The organism is Sphingomonas sp. Root241 (genome assembly GCF_001428865.1).
Classification (GTDB): Bacteria; Pseudomonadota; Alphaproteobacteria; order Sphingomonadales; family Sphingomonadaceae; genus Sphingomonas.
In genome coordinates, this window is sequence record NZ_LMIV01000001.1 from 947,036 (window position 1) to 962,842 (window position 15,807).

Consider the following 15,807-nt stretch of genomic DNA (forward strand, 5'->3'; position numbering starts at 1 on the left):
AGAGTCAGCGCTGATCGATCGTCGCCGTCGCCGGGTGATGCTTGTCGAGATGCTTCTTGATGATCTTCAGGTTGCGCGAGTTCGAGCGGAAGAACAGGTCCGGGATCGCGCCGACCCAGGGGATCATGCCCAGCATCCAGTCGAACCCGACATTACCCGCCATCCGCGCGATCTGGGTCTTCGACATGCCGAGGTTGCGCGCCTCCCACGCCATATAGGCGCCCATCACGGCGGCGACCGTGGTGCCGATGCCGGGGACGAGATCGAGCACGACGTCGAGGCCGATCGGAAAGCGCGTGCCCGGAATGGTGAGGCTGCGTTCGAGCAGATGCTCCATCGCCTCGATCCGGCGGCGGACATGCGCGGGATCCTTGCCCAGCGGCAGGTTCTTCGCCGCCGCGGTCCATCCCGATGCCATTTGCTCCGTCTTCGCCACAGCCTACTCCGTCTCGTTTCGCAGGTGGTTCAACGGGTGCCATGCCCGCGTGTTCCGCTGCCAGGCGTCGAGCCGCAGCGCGACGAGCGACCAACGTAGGGGTTGGGCGATTGGAATATAAGAGGAATCCGCGGTGAGCGCGGCGTCGGCCTCGGCGATGCGCTGCGCGCGGGCGGCGAGGTCCGGGGCTTCGCGAGCGGCGTCGATCAGTGCTTTGGCCTGGTCGGAACAGGCGATGCAGGCGGTGTGCAGGAACCAGCGGCCGCTGTCGTAGGGCGCGACTGCGTCGATCAGCCGCAGGTCCGCCGGATCGCCGAGCCCCACGCGCTGGGGCTCGATACCGATCCGCCGCATCGCCAGCGCCAGATGTGCCCAGACCAGGGTCGCGCCGGGGCCGGGAGGCAATGCGATGCGCAGCGTCAACGGTTCCGGATGCTGCTGTCGCCAGGCGAGCACCCGCGCGCGGGCCGTCTCGCGACGCGCCTCGATCGGCAGGGTCCACCAGCCGGGCTGGGCAGGGGGCGCGGCCGAATCGATCTTGCTCGGCAACAGCGTTTCCATCGGCGCCCAATCGGCGTCGAGCTGCTGGGCCAGCGTGGCGCGATCGATCGCCATCGCGATCGCCGCGCGGTTCGCTGGGTCGGCCAGGAAATCGCGGCGATGGGTCACGGCGAGCCCGAACAGCCCGATCGCATGGTCCACCTGGAGGTTGGCCGGCGCGATCTTGGCCGGCTCGAGGAGCGGCCAGTCGGCAAAGGTGCCGCCGAGGATCATGTCGGACTCGCCCGCTTTGAAGCGCGCGAGCGCCAGCGCGGCGCGCTCGCCATAGAGCTGTACGGTTTCCTCCGGCTCGGGCGTGGCATTGTCCTGCCGGGCCGGATCGGGCGTGGGGCGCAGCAGGAAGCCGTGCGCGATCTTCCGGGCGAGGAACGGGCCGCTGCCGTCGAGCGTGCCGGTGCGGAACACCGCCAGTTCGGGCTGGGCGAACAGCTTGAGCAGGTCGGGCCGGGGCCGCTTCAGCCGCACCTCGATCACGGTTGGAGTCATCTCGACGATCTCGTCGATCACGGCGAGGAACGGCGCCAGCGGGTTGCGGCCATCGGGCGCGGCGGCGCGGCGCAAGACCCGGATCACCTGCGCCGCGGTGACCGGAGCGCCGTCCGGCCAATAGGCCTCGCGCAGACGGAAGATGTAGCTGCGTCCGTCGTCGATGACGATCCAGCGCTCGGCGAGCCCCGGCTCGATCTGGCCGCTCGCATCGAACCGCACCAGCCCCTGTGCGGTCGCACCCATCAGCACGCGCTCGGCCGGATCGATCGGCCCGGCGCTCGGATCGGCGAGCCGCGCCTCGCCGCCAATGGCGCTCACCACCACCGGCGCATCGTCCTTGCGCTGCCCGCCGCCGCACCCGCCGGTCGCCAGCGCCAGGGCAAGCAAAACGGGTAAGGCAAAGCGATTCATGCGGGGTTCCACCAATGGGACACAGCGCGGGTGTATGGCTCAGGCCGCATGCTGCCAACCCCCTGCCGATCCTCCTGCCGGGCCGCGCAAATGCTCCGTTCGCCGCGTTGCAGCGGATCTAGGGGAACCGGGCTCGAAGTCGAAAGTTTTTCCGCTTGTCCCCCCAACCGAGGAGTATTTCGATGGCGCGTATCCTGGGAAAAGTCGCGACCGCGATGGCCGCACTCTCGCTGGCGGCTACGCCGGCGATCGCCGCACAAGGCTCTGCCTCCAAGCTCTCGCTGCGTGCCTCGACCGATGCGGAGAATGAATCGGACCTCGCAGGTGCGCCGATCATCGCGATCATCGGCGTGGCGGCGATCGTCGCCGGCGGCATCATCATCGCCACCGACGACGACGATCCCGACAGCCCCTGATCGGTTTGGTGCGGACGGCGGGACTCGAACCCGCACGCCCCGAGGGGCAGAAGATTTTAAGTCTCCGGCGTCTACCGGTTCCGCCACGTCCGCACGTACCTTCTTGCCAAGCGCATGAGGCCGAAACCGTCAAGCGGTTCCGGCCTCATCTGCGTTCTGGAAGGCGTTGATCGGGGTCAGACGTTGAGGCGAACCCGCATTTCCTTGCCCGGCTTGAAATAGGGCACGCGCTTGGGCGCGACTTCCACGGTTTCGCCGGTGCGCGGGTTGCGGCCGGTGCGGCCGTCGCGGGCGCGGGTGGAGAAGGCGCCGAAGCCGCGAAGCTCGACGCGGCCGTCTTCGGTGAGGCGGCCGACGATCTCGTCGAAGAAGACGGAGACGATCTTCTCGACCTCGCGTGCCGATAGGCCGGGATTTTCGTCGACCAGCAGTTGCACGAGTTCCGAACGGATCATCCGCACCCTCCCTTGGCACACATGGACTGCGGTTAGTCTGCCGCGGCTACCCTACCGGGTTGCTCTAGCGCCCTTATGCAACCTGCATCAACCCGAAGATTATCAGTTTAGGGCATTTATTTCAGGAAATGAGGGGGGAAGCGGCCGAAACCGCTTCCCCAGCCTGCATCAGTTCTTCTCGTTGCGGGCCTTGAGGGCCTCGCCGAGGATGTCGCCCAGCGACGCGCCCGAATCGGACGAGCCGTACTGCTGGACGGCCTGCTTCTCTTCGGCGATCTGCATCGCCTTGACCGAGAAGGTCGGCTTCTTCGAACGATCGAAGCCGGTGACCATCGCGTCGAACTTCTGGCCGACCTGGAAACGCTCCGGACGCTGCTCGTCGCGGTCGCGGCCGAGATCGGTGCGCTTGATGAAGCCGGTGACGCCATCGTCGCCAACCTGAACCTCGAGGCCCGCGTCGCGGACTTCGAGGACCGTCACGGTGACGATCGCGTTCTTGTTGAGCTTGTCGCCGCCGCCCGCAGCCACGGCCGCCGACGGGCCACCGCGCTCGAGCTGCTTCATGCCGAGGCTGATGCGCTCCTTGTCGGGCTCGATCGCGAGCACGATCGCCTTAACGGTCTCGCCCTTGCGGTGCAGGTTGAGCGCGTCCTCGCCCGAGATGCCCCAGGCGATATCCGACATGTGGACCATGCCGTCGACGTCGTTGTCCAGGCCGATGAACAGGCCGAACTCGGTGGCGTTCTTGACTTCGCCTTCGACTTCGGTGCCGACCGGGTGCGCGGCCGCGAAGGTCTCCCACGGATTGTTCTGCGCCTGCTTGAGGCCCAGCGAGATGCGACGCTTCTCGGCGTCGACCTCGAGCACGACGACTTCGACTTCCTGCGAAGTCGAGACGATCTTGCCCGGATGGACGTTCTTCTTGGTCCAGCTCATTTCCGAGACGTGTACCAGGCCTTCGATGCCCGGCTCGAGCTCGACGAACGCGCCGTACTCGGTGATGTTGGTCACGCGGCCGCTGAGCTTCGCGCCGACCGGATACTTGGCGGCGGCGCCATCCCACGGATCGCTCTCGAGCTGCTTCATGCCGAGGCTGATGCGCTGCGTGTCGCGGTTGATGCGGATGATCTGCACCTTCACCGTGTCACCGATGTTGAGCACTTCGCTCGGATGGTTGACGCGCTTGTAGCTGAGATCGGTGACGTGGAGCAGGCCGTCGATGCCGCCCAGGTCGACGAACGCACCGTAATCGGTGATGTTCTTGACGACGCCGTCGATCACCTGGCCCTCGGCCAGCGACTGGATCAGGCCCGAACGCTGCTCGGCGCGGGTCTCTTCAAGAACCGCGCGACGCGACACGACGATGTTGCCGCGCTTGCGGTCCATCTTGAGGATCTGGAAGGGCTGGGGGATGTCCATCAGCGGCGTGACGTCGCGCACCGGACGGATATCGACCTGGCTGCCGGGGAGGAAGGCCACCGCGCCCGAGAGGTCGACGGTGAAGCCGCCCTTGACGCGGCCGAAGATGACGCCCTCGACGCGTGCGGTCTTGGCGAATTCGGTTTCGAGATTGTCCCAGGCGGCTTCGCGGCGGGCGCGGTCGCGGCTGAGCATAGCCTCACCGTTCGCGTTTTCGACGCGGTCGACATAGACCTGTACTTCGTCGCCGACCTTGAGGTCCGCCTTCTGGCCCGGCGCTGCGAATTCGCGCAGCGGCACGCGGCCTTCGGACTTCAGGCCGACGTCGATGACCGCGAGGTCGTTTTCGATGCCGGTGACGGTGCCGATGACGACGCGGCCTTCAAAGCTTTCTGCGCCGCCGAGGGTTTGTTCGAGGAGCGCCGCGAAATCGTCGCGGCTGGGGTTTGCCGTAGTGGCCATAAGAGGATCAGTTCCTGGTTCACGTTTTCCGGCCAGCCGGTTGAATCCGGCGGTCTTGAAAGGCCGAAATTGCCGCGGCGGCCGAATGCCGGTCGCGGCATCCGTGCGGACGAAAACAGGCGGAGGACCAGACGCGACAGAGTGCGAAAAGGGCGCGCGAGACTCGTGTCCACGCGCCAAACCTCCGCGAGCAAACGCCCGCAGGACGCGCGCCCCTTAGCGGAAGTGGGCCCGAGAGGCAAGCTGCGCGGCCGGGCATTGCGGTGGCGCGCCCATCATGTCAGGGCCGCGCCCACCCAGAAGAAGAAAGCGCCATGGAATACGTCAACCAGACCTTCGAATCGACCACCGTTTCGCTGGACGGCAACAGCTATACCGGCTGCTCGTTCCGCGACGTCATCTTCGTCTATGCCGGCGGGCCGCTGGAGATGGAGAATTGCGCGATGGACCGATTCTCGTTCCAGTTCGACGGCGATCTCTCGCGCGGTCTGTTCACATTATACCAATTGTTCGGCACCGAAGGGATGCTCACCATCCTGCGCGGCTTCACCCAGCCGGGTGAAGGCGGCGAAATCACCTTGCCGGTCGGCTGAGCTCAGTTCGGGGCGGCGCGGGTTCGCGCCTCGACCAGGGCGATCGCGCGCTGGATGGCAGCGTCGATCGACAGGAAGCTGGTGTCGAGCACCACCGCGTCCTCGGCCTGCCGCATGGGCGCTTCGGAACGGTGCGAGTCGCGCTCGTCGCGGGCACGGATATCGGCCAGCACTCTGTCGAGGCTGGTATTGGCGCCCTGCTTGCGCAACTCGAGGTGCCGGCGCTGCGCGCGGATCGTGGGGGTCGCCTTGACGAACAGCTTCACGTCGGCGTCGGGTGCGATCACCGTGCCGATGTCGCGCCCGTCGAGCACCGCACCGCCCGGCTGCTGCGCGAACTTGCGCTGGTGATCGAGCAAGGCCGCGCGCACGGGCGGGTGGGCGGAAACCACCGACGCCACCTTGCCGACCTCGTCGGTGCGCAGCCAGGGATCGTCGAGCAGCCCGGCCTCGAAACCGCAGGACGCGACTGCATCGGCTGCCGAAGCCGGATCGAGCCCCCCGCGCAACACCGTTGCCGCTACCGCGCGATAGAGCAGGCCGGTATCGAGATGCGGCAACCCGTAATGCCGCGCGAGCGCGCGGGCGATGGTGCCCTTGCCCGAGGCGGCGGGTCCGTCGACGGCGATGATCATGCTACGCACTACTGCCCAAGAGCCTCGAGAGTCTGGAAGAAATCGGGATAGCTGGTCGCGACCGGGCCGACATCGTCGATCGTGATCGGCTGGGCCGCGCCCAGCCCGGCGACGGTCATGCTCATCGCGATGCGGTGATCGAGCTTCGAGGCGACCTGTGCATTGCCGGGCAGCGGATCGCCGCCCGAACCCTCGATCGCCAGCCCGTCCTCATGCTCTTCGGTGCGCACGCCTGCGGCTTCGAGCGCGGTGCGCATCGTTGCGATCCTGTCCGATTCCTTGACGCGCAGCTCGTGCGCCCCGCGCGCCACGGTGCGACCCTGCGCGAACGACGCCGCCACGAACAGGATCGGATATTCGTCGATCATGCTCGGCGCGAGCTCGGGCGGCACTTCGATCGCGCTGAGCGGCGCATGGCGAACGCGCAGGTCGGCGACCGCTTCGCCGCCCACTTCGCGCGCGTCCACTTCGACGATGTCGGCGCCCATCAGCTTGAGCGCAGTGATCAGCCCGGTGCGCGTGGGGTTCATGCAGACGTTGCGGATCAGAATTTCCGAGCCCGGAACGATCGACGCCGCGACCATCCAGAAACCCGCCGAGGAGGGATCGCCCGGTACCATGATGTACTGGGGCTTGAGCTCGGCCTCGCCGGTGATCGAGATGATCTTGCCGTTCGGGCCATCGTCTACCGTGAGTTCCGCACCGAATCCGCGCAGCATCCGCTCGCTATGGTCTCGCGTCGGCACCGGCTCGATAACCCGAGTGATTCCCGGCGTGTTGAGTCCGGCGAGCAGCACTGCCGACTTCACCTGCGCCGAGGCGACGGGAAGCGTGTATTCGATCGGCACCGCCGGATTGATACCGCGCACCATCAGCGGCAGGCGCCCGCCGGGCGACGAGGTGATGTCCGCGCCCATCCGCGACAGCGGCTCGATCACGCGCCCCATCGGGCGGCCCGACAGCGAGGCGTCGCCGGTGAAGGTCGCAGTGATCGCGTGGCTCGCGACGAGTCCCATCAGCAGCCGGGTAGAAGTGCCCGAATTGCCCATGTCGAGCGCTGCCTGCGGCTGAAGCAGCCCGCCAACGCCGACCCCGCGTACGCGCCAGATGCCGTCAGGCCCACGCTCGATATCCGCGCCCATCGCCCGCATCGCGGCGGCGGTGGCCAGCACATCCTCGCCCTCGAGCAGCCCTTCGATTCGGCTCTCGCCGACCGCAAGCGCCGAAAACATCAGCGAGCGATGGCTGATCGACTTGTCGCCGGGGACGGTGACGGTGCCGCGCAGCGGACCGCGGGCGGAAACGGCGAAGGGGCGGGGCGGGGCGTGCGACATTGCGCGCGGCTTTGACAGCCGCCTTGCGTCATGGCAAGGCGCCCACCACTTTCCGGGTCACACCCGAAATCTCGATATTTTGAAAGGCAAGAGGCAACACATGGTGAAGCCGGAATGGGGCACCAAGCGCGCGTGCCCGAAGTGCGGAACGCGCTTCTACGATCTGACCAAGGACGAGCCCGTCACGTGCATCAACTGCTCCTATTCGTGGGAGCCGGAGCCGATTCTCAAGTCGAAGCAGCCGATGCCCTTCGAAGCGGTCAAGGCCAACCCCGACAAGCCGGCGGCGGTCGACTCCGATCTGGGTGACGAAGATCTGGACATCGCCGAGGACGAAGAGCCGTCCCCCGACGATGACGTCGATCTCGGCGGCGACGACGATCTCGGTGTCGAGACGGCGAGCGACGAGGACGATCAGTAAGAAAATCGGTGCGGCAAGGGCGCGTGCAAAAAGCGTCCTTGCCAAACCCGCGGAGCCCTTCTAATGGGCCCGTCTTCCCGGGGTTTGGGGCCGTAGCTCAGCTGGGAGAGCGCTGCAATGGCATTGCAGAGGTCAGGGGTTCGATCCCCCTCGGCTCCACCATTCCCCCCGCTTCCTTCGAGGCATTTCCGATCCCCGTAAGAGGCGCCCGCGCGGCCTCGCCGGCCAATATGGTTGCAGTTACTGCACATATCCGTGCTTGCGCAGTGGCAGCGCTGTCAAATATGCCTTCGATCAGGGCCGCTTCCGGCCGGGGGTGAGCAATGTCCAGCCGTCCGACGATCAAGGAAGTCTCGAAGATCGCAGGCGTGTCGTTCAAGACCGTCTCGCGCGTCCTTAATAACGAGAAGCACGTCAGCGAGGAAACGCGCCGGCGCGTCGAGGAAGTCGTGGCGCGGCTCAATTTCCGCCCCAGCCACGCGGCGCGCACACTCGCCGGACGGCGGTCGTTCCAGGTGGCGTTGCTCTACGACAATCCCAGCCCCTATTATGTCTATCACATCCAGCTCGGCGCACAGCAGCGCTGCAGCGAACTTGGCTACCGGCTGCTGCTTCAGCCGATCGACAGCCAGTCGCCCGATCTGGTGTCGAACGTCATGGCGCTGGTCGACGAGGCGCATCTGGACGGGGTGATCCTGTCGCCGCCGGTCACCGAGATCGCTGCCCTGCTCGACGAGCTCGACCGGCGCGGACTGCCTTATGTCCGCATCGCGCCCGGCGCGCGCAAGGACAGCGGCATGGCGGCTGCGATCGACGACGTGGCGGCCGCGCGCGAAGTCACCGAGCATCTGATCGGGCTCGGGCATCGCGCGATCGGTTTCATCCGCGGGCTCGACAGCCACGTCTCGACCTGGGAGCGCCTGCAGGGCTATCGCGAGGCGCTCGAGGCGCACGGTATCGCTTTCGACGAGGGCCTGGTCGTCGCGGGCGAGAACAGCTTCACTTCGGGCGGCGAGGCGGCGCGGTCACTGTTGGATCGCACGCCACGTCCCACGGCGATCTTCGCCGGCAACGACGATATGGCCGCGGGCGTGCTGGCGGTGGCGCACGAGGCCGATATCGACATTCCCGGTCAGCTCTCGATCGTGGGGTTCGACGATTCGGATCTGGCCAAGGCGGTATGGCCACCGCTGACGACGATGCGCCAGCCGGTACGCGAGCTGGCCTATGCCGCCGCCGATCTGATGCTCTCGCCCGAGACCGGACAACGGGTCACGCTGGAGCACAAGCTGATGATCCGCTCGACCACCGGTCCGGTGCCGCGTTAACCACGATCTCGGGATTTAAGAGCCTGCTACCCCCGGGACAGCGCGCGGAGCGTGTCCCGTAACAAAACGCGCGTTAACCTTCTTCTTTGCTGGCCATAAAAGTAAACGAAGCGTTAACTCCTGCGATGCAAAGCCAGCTCGTCGCCGAGGGCCATGCCCGCCGCCACCCGTTCCGCAGCCATATGCGGCGCGTCTCCGCGATCGAGCGCAAGATCAGCGACGATAGCGACTGGAAGCTCTTCGCGCTGAGCTTCAGCGCCTTCTTCGTCTGCTTCTACACCTTCATCGTCTAGGACGGCCGGCGGAATTTAGCCCTCTCCCGCCTTCGCGGGAGAGGGTTGGGTGAGGGTCTTCTTCTTCCACGCGGCAGCGTCTTCATGGGAGAAGAAGACCCTCACCGCTGCGACTAGGCAGCAAGCTGCCAAGTCTCGCGCCTCTCCCGCGAAAGCGGGAGAGGGTGATTACTTCAGGGAATCGGATCGAGCCCGTGGGGCAGATCTTCGGCCTTGTAGAGCCGCCACGCGCAATAGGCCGAGGCGAGGCATAAGAGGAAGACGATCCAGATCGCGTGGACCACGTCGACGCCGGGGATGTGGGTGAAGCCGAGAACGCCCACCGAGCCGGCGACCATCGCGCCTGAATTGACGATATTGTTGGCCGCCACCGTGCGCGAGGTCTGCGACTTGTCCACCGTAGTGGTGAGGAAGGCGTAGAGCGGCACGACGAACATGCCGCCGGTGATCGCGATCATCGCGAGGTCGAACAGCACCCGCCACGCATCGGGCAGCGCGAGGAAGTTCGCGGTCTTGAGCAGCGCTCCCTCGCTCACCGGAAAATACAGAGCGGCGAAGAAGAAATCGACGACGAACAGCGACATGGCGAGCACCGAGGCCGTCGCATATTTCGCCGAGACATGGCCCTTGAGCAGCCGGTTGATCACCACCGATCCGATCGCGATGCCGACCGAGAAGATCGCGAGGAACACGCTGGCGACGTCTTTCTGGGCATGGAACACGTTCTTCACCAGCGGCGGGAAGAGCACGCCCAGCACTGCGGCGATCGTCCAGAACACGCTGATCGCGACGATGGCGAGATACAGCCGCGGGATGTGCATCGTCGCGCCGATCAGCCGGGCGGAGGCGCGGAAGATGTTGTAATCCAGCTTCAATTTGGTCAGCGGCGGTGCCGGCGGGATCTTGAGCGAGGCCAGCCAGCCGATCATCGCCACGCCCACCACGGCGAAGGCCGCGACGGTCGGGCTGATCAGTCCGCCCGCGATCGTGCCGAACAGGATGGCGATATAGGTCCCCGCCTCGACCAGCCCGGTGCCGCCCAGCACTTCGTCCTCGTTCAGATGCTGGGGCAGCACGGCATATTTGATCGGGCCGAAAAAGGTCGAGTGAATGCCCATGCCCACTAGCGCCACCAGCATCAGCGGCAGGCTCTTGATGAAGATGCCGAGTGCGCCGACCAGCATGATCACGACCTCGGCGGCCTTGATGATCCGCATGATCTTCGCCTTGTCGTAGCTGTCGGCGAGCTGCCCGGCGAGCGCGGAGAAGAGGAAGAAGGGCAGGATGAAGATGCCCGTGGCGATCGCGCTGAACTGCGTTTCCTGCTCGACCGAGCTGAAAATCTGATAGGTCGCGAAAAAGATCATCGCGTTCTTGAAGAGGTTGTCGTTGAACGCCCCCAGAAACTGCGTGACGAACAGCGGCAGGAACCGGCGCTCCTTCATCAACCCGAGCGCACCGATCATATCCAGCCACGTCCTTGAAGCGCGGGAGGACCCCGCCAAACGACGCGTCGGCATAGCCGAGCGTCACGGAACGTATCAACCGCCATGTGCGTCCCACATCCATGACGAAGACTGTTTCGGCTCCCATACGACCGGTGCTAGGGCGACAAGGATGCTGACGTTGCCCAACATCCTGACGCTCTCGCGGATCGTCACGGTGCCGCTGCTCGCGGCCTTTCTGTGGTGGCCCGAATGGCGGACCGGCTATGCCGTTGCCTTCGCGATCTACTGCCTGATGGGCATCACCGATTATTTCGACGGCTATCTGGCGCGCGCGCAGGGCACCGTCTCCAAGCTCGGCGTGTTCCTCGATCCGATCGCCGACAAGATCATGATCGCCGCAGTGATCCTGATGTTGGTGGGCAAGGGCGTCGTCGCCGACTGGCACCTGATCGCTGCTTTGATCATCCTGCTGCGCGAGATCACCGTCTCGGGTCTCCGCGAGTTCCTCGCTCAGTTGCAGGTGTCGGTGCCGGTCTCGCAGCTCGCCAAGTGGAAGACGACGCTCCAGCTCGTCGCGTTCGGGGCTTTGATCCTGGGGCAGGCGGTGCCGCAATATCCGTGGGTGACGTTGCTCGGGCTGGTCACCTTGTGGAGCGCGGCGGTGCTGACCGCGATCACCGGCTGGGACTATCTGCGCGTCGGTCTCAAGCACATGGATACGTGATGGACCTGCTCTATTTCGCCTGGGTTCGCGAGCGTATCGGGACGGGAGCGGAGCGGCGCGATCCGCCGGAAGCGGTGCGCAACGTCGCCGATCTGATCGACTGGCTGGCGACGCTCAGCCCCGGCCATGCCGAGGCGATGCGCGAGCCCGAACGGCTGCGCGCGGCGATCGACCAGAAGTTCGTGCCGCTCGACACATTGCTCGGCGATGCGCGCGAAGTCGCGATCTTCCCGCCGGTGACCGGCGGATGATCCGGGTCTCGATCGACGATGCGCCGATCGAGCTGGGCGTCGAAGTCGCCGCACTGGAGGAGCGAGGCGCCGGCGCTGTCGCGACTTTCACCGGCGTCGTCCGCGGCGATGACGGCGTGACTGCGCTCGAGCTCGAACATTATCCGGGCATGACCGAAGGCGCGCTGATCGCGCTGGCGGAAGTCGCGATGCAGCGCTGGTCCCTGCTCGGCGTTACCATGGTCCACCGCGTCGGCGTGATGGTCCCCGGCGACCGCATCGTCTTCATCGGCACCGCCGCGGAACATCGCCGCGAGGCACTGGAGGCCTGCGCCTATCTGATCGACCGGCTCAAGACCGACGCGCCCTTCTGGAAGCGCGAGACGCGGGGCGATGCGGCGCGCTGGGTCGAAGCCCGCGAGAGCGACGCGGATGCGGCGGGGCGCTGGGACTAGCCTCAACCGTCATCCCGACGAACGCCGGGATCTCAGGCCACATGTCGGGCAGGAGCCGCACGAGGTCCCGGCCTTCGCCGGGATGACGAGCCTATTGCGTCTGCGCCAGAACGTCGGCCAACAACCGGAAATCCCGCTCGCGCGGGCTGGCCTTGCGCCACACGAGCGCGATGTGCCGCGATGCGTTTTCCGCATCGAGCGGCCGGGCGGTCACCTGGGTATGGTCGAGGATGCCCGCGTCGATCGCCATTTCGGGCAGCATCGTGACCCCCAGCCCGTTGTCGACCATCTGCACCATGGTGTGCAGCGACGTGCCGAGCATCGTCGCCTCGGCGCGCAATTCGGGCCGGTTGCACGCGGCGAGGGCGTGGTCCTTCAGGCAATGCCCGTCCTCGAGCATCAGCAGCCGGTTGGCGTCGATATCGGCCGGGCGGATCGTCGGGGTCGGGTCCATCTCGCCCTCGGGAAAGGCGACGAACAGCCGGTCGTCGAACAACGGCGCCGCCTCCACGTCGCCGCAGCCGAAGGGGAGAGCCAGCAGCACGCAATCGGTGCGCCCGTGATGGAGCTGCTCGCAGGCCTGCCCGCTGGTCTCCTCGCGCAGGAACAGCTTGAGCTCGGGATATTCGCGCCGCAGCCGCGGCAGGATGCGGGGAAGCAGGAAGGGTGCGATCGTCGGGATCACGCTCATCCGCATCTCCCCCGACAGCGGCCGCCCCGCCGCGCGGGCAAGGTCGCCAAGCTCGTCCGCCTCGCGCAGCACCCTCCGCGCCTTGTCGACGATCCGCTCGCCGAGCGGCGTGAAGCGCACCACGCGCCGCGTCCGTTCGACCAGCACGACGCCGATCAGCGTCTCGAGCTCGCGGATGCCGGCGGAAAGCGTGGACTGGGTGACGAAACACGCCTCCGCCGCGCGGCCGAAATGGCCGGAATCGTGCAGCGCGACGAGATATTGCAGCTGCTTGAGCGTCGGGAGATAGGTTGCTGCCACTGATCGCCTCTATCGATTGTGTCGGCCATATAGAGTGGCGGAGGCGATTATGCGAGCCTTTACCCTGATCGTCATCCCCGCGAAAGCGGGGACCCATCTCGTGCAGGAGCCAAGCCGGACAAACGGCCGTCTTATTTACGGCATGTTGCGGAGATGGGCAGGTAAGATTGCCCCCGGCAATCTTAGTCATGCGCGGGGCGCATGACGGCCTCGCCCATCCCCCGCTTTCGCGGGGGTGACGGTATTAGAATAGGTGCGAATTGGAAGTTCAAGCCGCCGCCTCGACCAATTCCTCCGCCGGCAACCGGATCAAATAATCGAACGCTGACAGCGCCGCGGTCGAACCCGCACCCATCGCGATGACGATCTGCTTGTACGGCACCGTCGTCGCATCGCCCGCGGCGAAGATCCCCCGCTGCGAGGTCTCGCCGCGCGCGTCGATCTCGATCTCGCCGCGCGGGCTCAGCGCCACCGAATCCTTGAGCCACTCGGTGTTCGGCACCAGCCCGATCTGCACGAAGATGCCTTCGAGTTCGATCTGGTGCTCAGTGCTGTGGCTGCGGTCCTTATAGGCCAGCCCCGACACCTTCTCGCCGTCACCGCGCACTTCGGTGGTCAGCGCCGAAGTGATCACCTTGATGTTGGGCAAAGTCGCCAGCTTGCGCTGGAGCACCGCGTCGGCGCGCAGGTCGCTGTCATATTCGATCAAGGTCACGTGTGCCACGATACCGGCAAGGTCGATCGCCGCCTCGACGCCCGAATTGCCGCCGCCGATCACCGCGACGCGCTTGCCCTTGAACAAAGGCCCGTCGCAGTGCGGGCAGTACGCCACGCCCTTGTTGCGATATTCGTCCTCGCCGGGCACGCCCATCTGCCGCCAGCGCGCGCCGGTCGATAGGATCACCGTCCGTGCCTTAAGGCTCGCGCCGTTGGCCAGCCGCACTTCGTGCAGCCCGCCCTCGGTCGGCGCCGGGATCAGCTTTTCGGCGCGCTGCAGGTTCATCACGTCGACCTCGTAATCCTTGACGTGCTGCTCGAGATGCGCGGCCAGCTTGGGCCCCTCGGTGTGCGGAACCGAGATGAAATTCTCGATCGCCATCGTGTCGAGCACCTGCCCGCCGAAGCGCTCGGCCGCCACGCCGACGCGGATGCCCTTGCGCGCGGCATAGATCGCCGCCGCCGCGCCCGCGGGCCCGCCGCCGACCACCAGCACGTCGAACGCATCCTTCGTCCTGATCTTCTCGGCCGCGCGCGCCTCCGCGCCGGTGTCGAGCCTCGCGACGATCTGCTCGAGTTCCATCCGGCCCTGCCCGAAGGGCTCGCCGTTGAGAAACACCGTCGGCACCGCCATCACTTTCCGGGCGTCGACTTCGTCCTTGAACAAGGCGCCGTCGATCGCGACGTGCTTGATCCGCGGATTGAGTACCGCCATCAGATTGAGCGCCTGCACCACGTCGGGGCAGTTCTGGCACGACAGCGAGAAATAGGTCTCGAACTCGAAATCGCCGTCGAGTTCCTTGACCTGTTCGATCAATTCCTGCGCCGCGCGCGACGGATGCCCGCCGACCTGCAGCAGCGCCAGCACCAGCGACGTGAATTCATGCCCCATCGGCAGGCCCGCGAAACGTACGCCGATATCGGTGCCGGCGCGGCGGATCATGAAGCTGGGTTTCCGGGCATCGTCCTTGCGCACGACGCTGATGTCGTCGGAAAGCGCCGCAATGTCGTTCAGCAGGCGCTCGAGTTCGCCCGATTTGGCGTCGTCGCCCAGGCTGGCGACGAGCTCGATCGGCTGCTTGATGTTGACCAGATAGGTCTTGAGCTGCTGCGTCAGATTGGCGTCGAGCATCGGTAAACTCCGGTAACTAGAGACAAAACGGCCCGGGACAGACCGAAATCCAACCCGGGCCGAATGGGCGCCCCCACAAGGGGGAGGGGAGGGGCGCCTTAGATCTTGCCGACGAGGTCCAGCGAGGGAGCGAGCGTCGCTTCGCCCTCTTCCCACTTGGCCGGGCAGACTTCGCCCGGATGCGCGGCAATATATTGCGCGGCCTTGATCTTGCGCAGAAGCTCGGCGGCGTTGCGGCCGACGCCCTCCGACGTGATCTCGACCAGCTGGATCACGCCCTCGGGATCGACGACGAAGGTGCCGCGGTCCGCAAGGCCCTGACCCTCACGCAGCACGTCGAAGTTCGTGCTGAGAACGTGGTTCTGGTCGCCGAGCATATAGTAATTGATCTTGCCGATCGCCGGCGAGGTGTCGTGCCAGGCCTTGTGGCTGAAATGCGTGTCGGTCGATACCGAATAGACCTCGACACCCATCTTCTGGAGTGTCGGGTAGATGTCGGCCAGGTCTTCGAGCTCGGTGGGGCACACGAAGGTGAAGTCGGCCGGGTAGAAGAAGAAGACCGCCCACTTGCCGCGCGTGTCGGCGTCGGTGACCTGGACGAACTTGCCGTCCTTATAGGCCTGCGCCGTGAACGGCTTAATCGTGCTTCCGATGAGCGCCATGCGTGAAATTCCTCCAAAGGCATTGTGTTGCAATGCGGGATATAAGCGCGCTGCGGCGCAATGCTAATGGGAAGCTTCGCTCGCGCTGATCGAGTGAGGCGATCAGTGGCGGGTGATTAATCGAATTGCCGCCCACGTTCCGTCATCCCGGCGAAAGCCGGGATCTCAGGCGAGGAAGTACCGTCGGGTCCTTGC

The 15,807-nt window shown here is 65.9% G+C and carries 18 protein-coding genes and 2 tRNA genes; 9 read left to right on the forward strand and 11 right to left on the reverse strand.

The genetic code is table 11. The annotated features are described in order from the left end of the window. Window positions 1–4: 4 nt before the first annotated feature. Together ASE13_RS04520 and ASE13_RS04525 are read right to left on the reverse strand one after the other, a co-directional pair. Window positions 5–418 carry a DUF4112 domain-containing protein gene (locus ASE13_RS04520; protein WP_056612014.1) on the reverse strand — a complete coding sequence of 138 codons (414 nt, stop codon included), beginning with the start codon at window positions 416–418 and terminating at the stop codon, window positions 5–7. A gap of 21 nt (window positions 419–439) precedes the next feature. Further along, the gene (locus tag ASE13_RS04525; protein ID WP_056612018.1) at window positions 440–1,897 is read right to left on the reverse strand and encodes an ABC transporter substrate-binding protein; all 1,458 of its coding nucleotides are present in this window, start codon (window positions 1,895–1,897) and stop codon (window positions 440–442) included. Between the two features lie 182 nt (window positions 1,898–2,079). Here ASE13_RS04525 and ASE13_RS04530 point away from each other — a divergent pair, with 182 nt between their 5' ends. Then, window positions 2,080–2,313, forward strand: coding sequence for a hypothetical protein (locus ASE13_RS04530; RefSeq protein ID WP_056612021.1), 234 nt, complete (start codon window positions 2,080–2,082; stop codon window positions 2,311–2,313). A 6-nt stretch (window positions 2,314–2,319) separates the two neighbouring features. On the opposite strand, the gene ASE13_RS04535 is transcribed toward ASE13_RS04530, so the two are convergent. The 3 genes from ASE13_RS04535 to rpsA form a co-directional block, all read right to left on the reverse strand. Continuing rightward, a tRNA-Leu gene (locus ASE13_RS04535) sits at window positions 2,320–2,406 on the reverse strand. Between the two features lie 83 nt (window positions 2,407–2,489). Next, the gene (locus tag ASE13_RS04540) at window positions 2,490–2,768 is read right to left on the reverse strand and encodes an HU family DNA-binding protein (protein ID WP_056612023.1); all 279 of its coding nucleotides are present in this window, start codon (window positions 2,766–2,768) and stop codon (window positions 2,490–2,492) included. Between the two features lie 168 nt (window positions 2,769–2,936). Then, window positions 2,937–4,649, reverse strand: a complete 1,713-nt coding sequence (gene rpsA / locus ASE13_RS04545; RefSeq protein WP_056612026.1) for a 30S ribosomal protein S1 — start codon at window positions 4,647–4,649, stop codon at window positions 2,937–2,939. A gap of 314 nt (window positions 4,650–4,963) precedes the next feature. On the opposite strand from rpsA, the gene ASE13_RS04550 reads away from it, so the two are divergent. Then, the gene (locus ASE13_RS04550) at window positions 4,964–5,242 is read left to right on the forward strand and encodes a hypothetical protein (RefSeq protein WP_056612028.1); all 279 of its coding nucleotides are present in this window, start codon (window positions 4,964–4,966) and stop codon (window positions 5,240–5,242) included. A 2-nt stretch (window positions 5,243–5,244) separates the two neighbouring features. On the opposite strand, the gene ASE13_RS04555 is transcribed toward ASE13_RS04550, so the two are convergent. Both ASE13_RS04555 and aroA read right to left on the reverse strand, forming a co-directional pair. After that, window positions 5,245–5,877, reverse strand: coding sequence for a (d)CMP kinase (locus tag ASE13_RS04555; RefSeq protein WP_056614691.1), 633 nt, complete (start codon window positions 5,875–5,877; stop codon window positions 5,245–5,247). Window positions 5,878–5,885: 8 nt separating this feature from the next. After that, complete coding sequence (aroA, locus tag ASE13_RS04560; protein WP_056612031.1) at window positions 5,886–7,211, reverse strand: 3-phosphoshikimate 1-carboxyvinyltransferase; 1,326 nt, start codon at window positions 7,209–7,211, stop codon at window positions 5,886–5,888. A 100-nt stretch (window positions 7,212–7,311) separates the two neighbouring features. Here aroA and ASE13_RS04565 point away from each other — a divergent pair, with 100 nt between their 5' ends. The 4 genes from ASE13_RS04565 (at window position 7,312) to ASE13_RS20140 (ending at window position 9,253) form a co-directional block, all read left to right on the forward strand. Next, window positions 7,312–7,632: a TIGR02300 family protein gene (locus ASE13_RS04565; RefSeq protein WP_056612034.1), complete on the forward strand. Its 321-nt coding sequence runs from the start codon at window positions 7,312–7,314 to the stop codon at window positions 7,630–7,632. An 86-nt stretch (window positions 7,633–7,718) separates the two neighbouring features. After that, window positions 7,719–7,794, forward strand: a tRNA-Ala gene (locus ASE13_RS04570). A gap of 161 nt (window positions 7,795–7,955) precedes the next feature. Beyond that, on the forward strand, window positions 7,956–8,960 hold the full coding sequence (locus ASE13_RS04575) for a LacI family DNA-binding transcriptional regulator (RefSeq protein WP_056612037.1): 1,005 nt from the start codon (window positions 7,956–7,958) through the stop codon (window positions 8,958–8,960). A gap of 125 nt (window positions 8,961–9,085) precedes the next feature. Next, window positions 9,086–9,253, forward strand: a complete 168-nt coding sequence (locus ASE13_RS20140) for a hypothetical protein (RefSeq protein ID WP_200955569.1) — start codon at window positions 9,086–9,088, stop codon at window positions 9,251–9,253. 173 nt (window positions 9,254–9,426) lie between these two features. Here ASE13_RS20140 and ASE13_RS04580 read toward each other — a convergent pair whose 3' ends face one another. Further along, window positions 9,427–10,719, reverse strand: a complete 1,293-nt coding sequence (locus ASE13_RS04580; protein WP_056612039.1) for an MFS transporter — start codon at window positions 10,717–10,719, stop codon at window positions 9,427–9,429. Between the two features lie 151 nt (window positions 10,720–10,870). On the opposite strand from ASE13_RS04580, the gene pgsA reads away from it, so the two are divergent. The 3 genes from pgsA to ASE13_RS04595 are packed head-to-tail and all read left to right on the forward strand — an operon-like array spanning window position 10,871 to window position 12,110. Next, window positions 10,871–11,425: a CDP-diacylglycerol--glycerol-3-phosphate 3-phosphatidyltransferase gene (pgsA, locus tag ASE13_RS04585; protein WP_056612042.1), complete on the forward strand. Its 555-nt coding sequence runs from the start codon at window positions 10,871–10,873 to the stop codon at window positions 11,423–11,425. Then, entirely contained in the window at window positions 11,425–11,676 is a 252-nt protein-coding gene (gene moaD, locus ASE13_RS04590; RefSeq protein WP_056612045.1) for a molybdopterin converting factor subunit 1, read from the forward strand. The genes pgsA and moaD overlap by 1 nt, the downstream gene beginning before the upstream one ends. Beyond that, window positions 11,673–12,110, forward strand: coding sequence for a molybdenum cofactor biosynthesis protein MoaE (locus ASE13_RS04595; protein ID WP_056612049.1), 438 nt, complete (start codon window positions 11,673–11,675; stop codon window positions 12,108–12,110). Before moaD ends, ASE13_RS04595 begins: the two co-directional genes overlap by 4 nt. 91 nt (window positions 12,111–12,201) lie before the next feature. Here ASE13_RS04595 and ASE13_RS04600 read toward each other — a convergent pair whose 3' ends face one another. The 3 genes from ASE13_RS04600 to ahpC all read right to left on the reverse strand — a co-directional run bounded on the left by ASE13_RS04600 (window position 12,202) and on the right by ahpC (window position 15,612). After that, the gene (locus tag ASE13_RS04600; RefSeq protein ID WP_056612052.1) at window positions 12,202–13,101 is read right to left on the reverse strand and encodes a hydrogen peroxide-inducible genes activator; all 900 of its coding nucleotides are present in this window, start codon (window positions 13,099–13,101) and stop codon (window positions 12,202–12,204) included. A 268-nt stretch (window positions 13,102–13,369) separates the two neighbouring features. Continuing rightward, on the reverse strand, window positions 13,370–14,950 hold the full coding sequence (ahpF, locus tag ASE13_RS04605; RefSeq protein ID WP_056612055.1) for an alkyl hydroperoxide reductase subunit F: 1,581 nt from the start codon (window positions 14,948–14,950) through the stop codon (window positions 13,370–13,372). A 98-nt stretch (window positions 14,951–15,048) separates the two neighbouring features. Continuing rightward, window positions 15,049–15,612: an alkyl hydroperoxide reductase subunit C gene (gene ahpC / locus ASE13_RS04610; RefSeq protein ID WP_056612058.1), complete on the reverse strand. Its 564-nt coding sequence runs from the start codon at window positions 15,610–15,612 to the stop codon at window positions 15,049–15,051. Window positions 15,613–15,807: the final 195 nt, after the last annotated feature.

What these genes read in the sequence shown, in the direction of transcription:
- ASE13_RS04520 (WP_056612014.1), bottom strand. Translation starts at nt 418, where the DNA reads ATGGCATCGGGATGGACCGCGGCGGCGAAGAACCTGCCGCTGGGCAAG.
- ASE13_RS04525 (WP_056612018.1), bottom strand. Translation starts at nt 1,897, where the DNA reads ATGAATCGCTTTGCCTTACCCGTTTTGCTTGCCCTGGCGCTGGCGACC.
- ASE13_RS04530 (WP_056612021.1), top strand. Translation starts at nt 2,080, where the DNA reads ATGGCGCGTATCCTGGGAAAAGTCGCGACCGCGATGGCCGCACTCTCG.
- ASE13_RS04540 (WP_056612023.1), bottom strand. Translation starts at nt 2,768, where the DNA reads ATGATCCGTTCGGAACTCGTGCAACTGCTGGTCGACGAAAATCCCGGC.
- rpsA (WP_056612026.1), bottom strand. Translation starts at nt 4,649, where the DNA reads ATGGCCACTACGGCAAACCCCAGCCGCGACGATTTCGCGGCGCTCCTC.
- ASE13_RS04550 (WP_056612028.1), top strand. Translation starts at nt 4,964, where the DNA reads ATGGAATACGTCAACCAGACCTTCGAATCGACCACCGTTTCGCTGGAC.
- ASE13_RS04555 (WP_056614691.1), bottom strand. Translation starts at nt 5,877, where the DNA reads ATGATCATCGCCGTCGACGGACCCGCCGCCTCGGGCAAGGGCACCATC.
- aroA (WP_056612031.1), bottom strand. Translation starts at nt 7,211, where the DNA reads ATGTCGCACGCCCCGCCCCGCCCCTTCGCCGTTTCCGCCCGCGGTCCG.
- ASE13_RS04565 (WP_056612034.1), top strand. Translation starts at nt 7,312, where the DNA reads ATGGTGAAGCCGGAATGGGGCACCAAGCGCGCGTGCCCGAAGTGCGGA.
- ASE13_RS04575 (WP_056612037.1), top strand. Translation starts at nt 7,956, where the DNA reads ATGTCCAGCCGTCCGACGATCAAGGAAGTCTCGAAGATCGCAGGCGTG.
- ASE13_RS20140 (WP_200955569.1), top strand. Translation starts at nt 9,086, where the DNA reads ATGCAAAGCCAGCTCGTCGCCGAGGGCCATGCCCGCCGCCACCCGTTC.
- ASE13_RS04580 (WP_056612039.1), bottom strand. Translation starts at nt 10,719, where the DNA reads ATGATCGGTGCGCTCGGGTTGATGAAGGAGCGCCGGTTCCTGCCGCTG.
- pgsA (WP_056612042.1), top strand. Translation starts at nt 10,871, where the DNA reads ATGCTGACGTTGCCCAACATCCTGACGCTCTCGCGGATCGTCACGGTG.
- moaD (WP_056612045.1), top strand. Translation starts at nt 11,425, where the DNA reads ATGGACCTGCTCTATTTCGCCTGGGTTCGCGAGCGTATCGGGACGGGA.
- ASE13_RS04595 (WP_056612049.1), top strand. Translation starts at nt 11,673, where the DNA reads ATGATCCGGGTCTCGATCGACGATGCGCCGATCGAGCTGGGCGTCGAA.
- ahpF (WP_056612055.1), bottom strand. Translation starts at nt 14,950, where the DNA reads ATGCTCGACGCCAATCTGACGCAGCAGCTCAAGACCTATCTGGTCAAC.
- ahpC (WP_056612058.1), bottom strand. Translation starts at nt 15,612, where the DNA reads ATGGCGCTCATCGGAAGCACGATTAAGCCGTTCACGGCGCAGGCCTAT.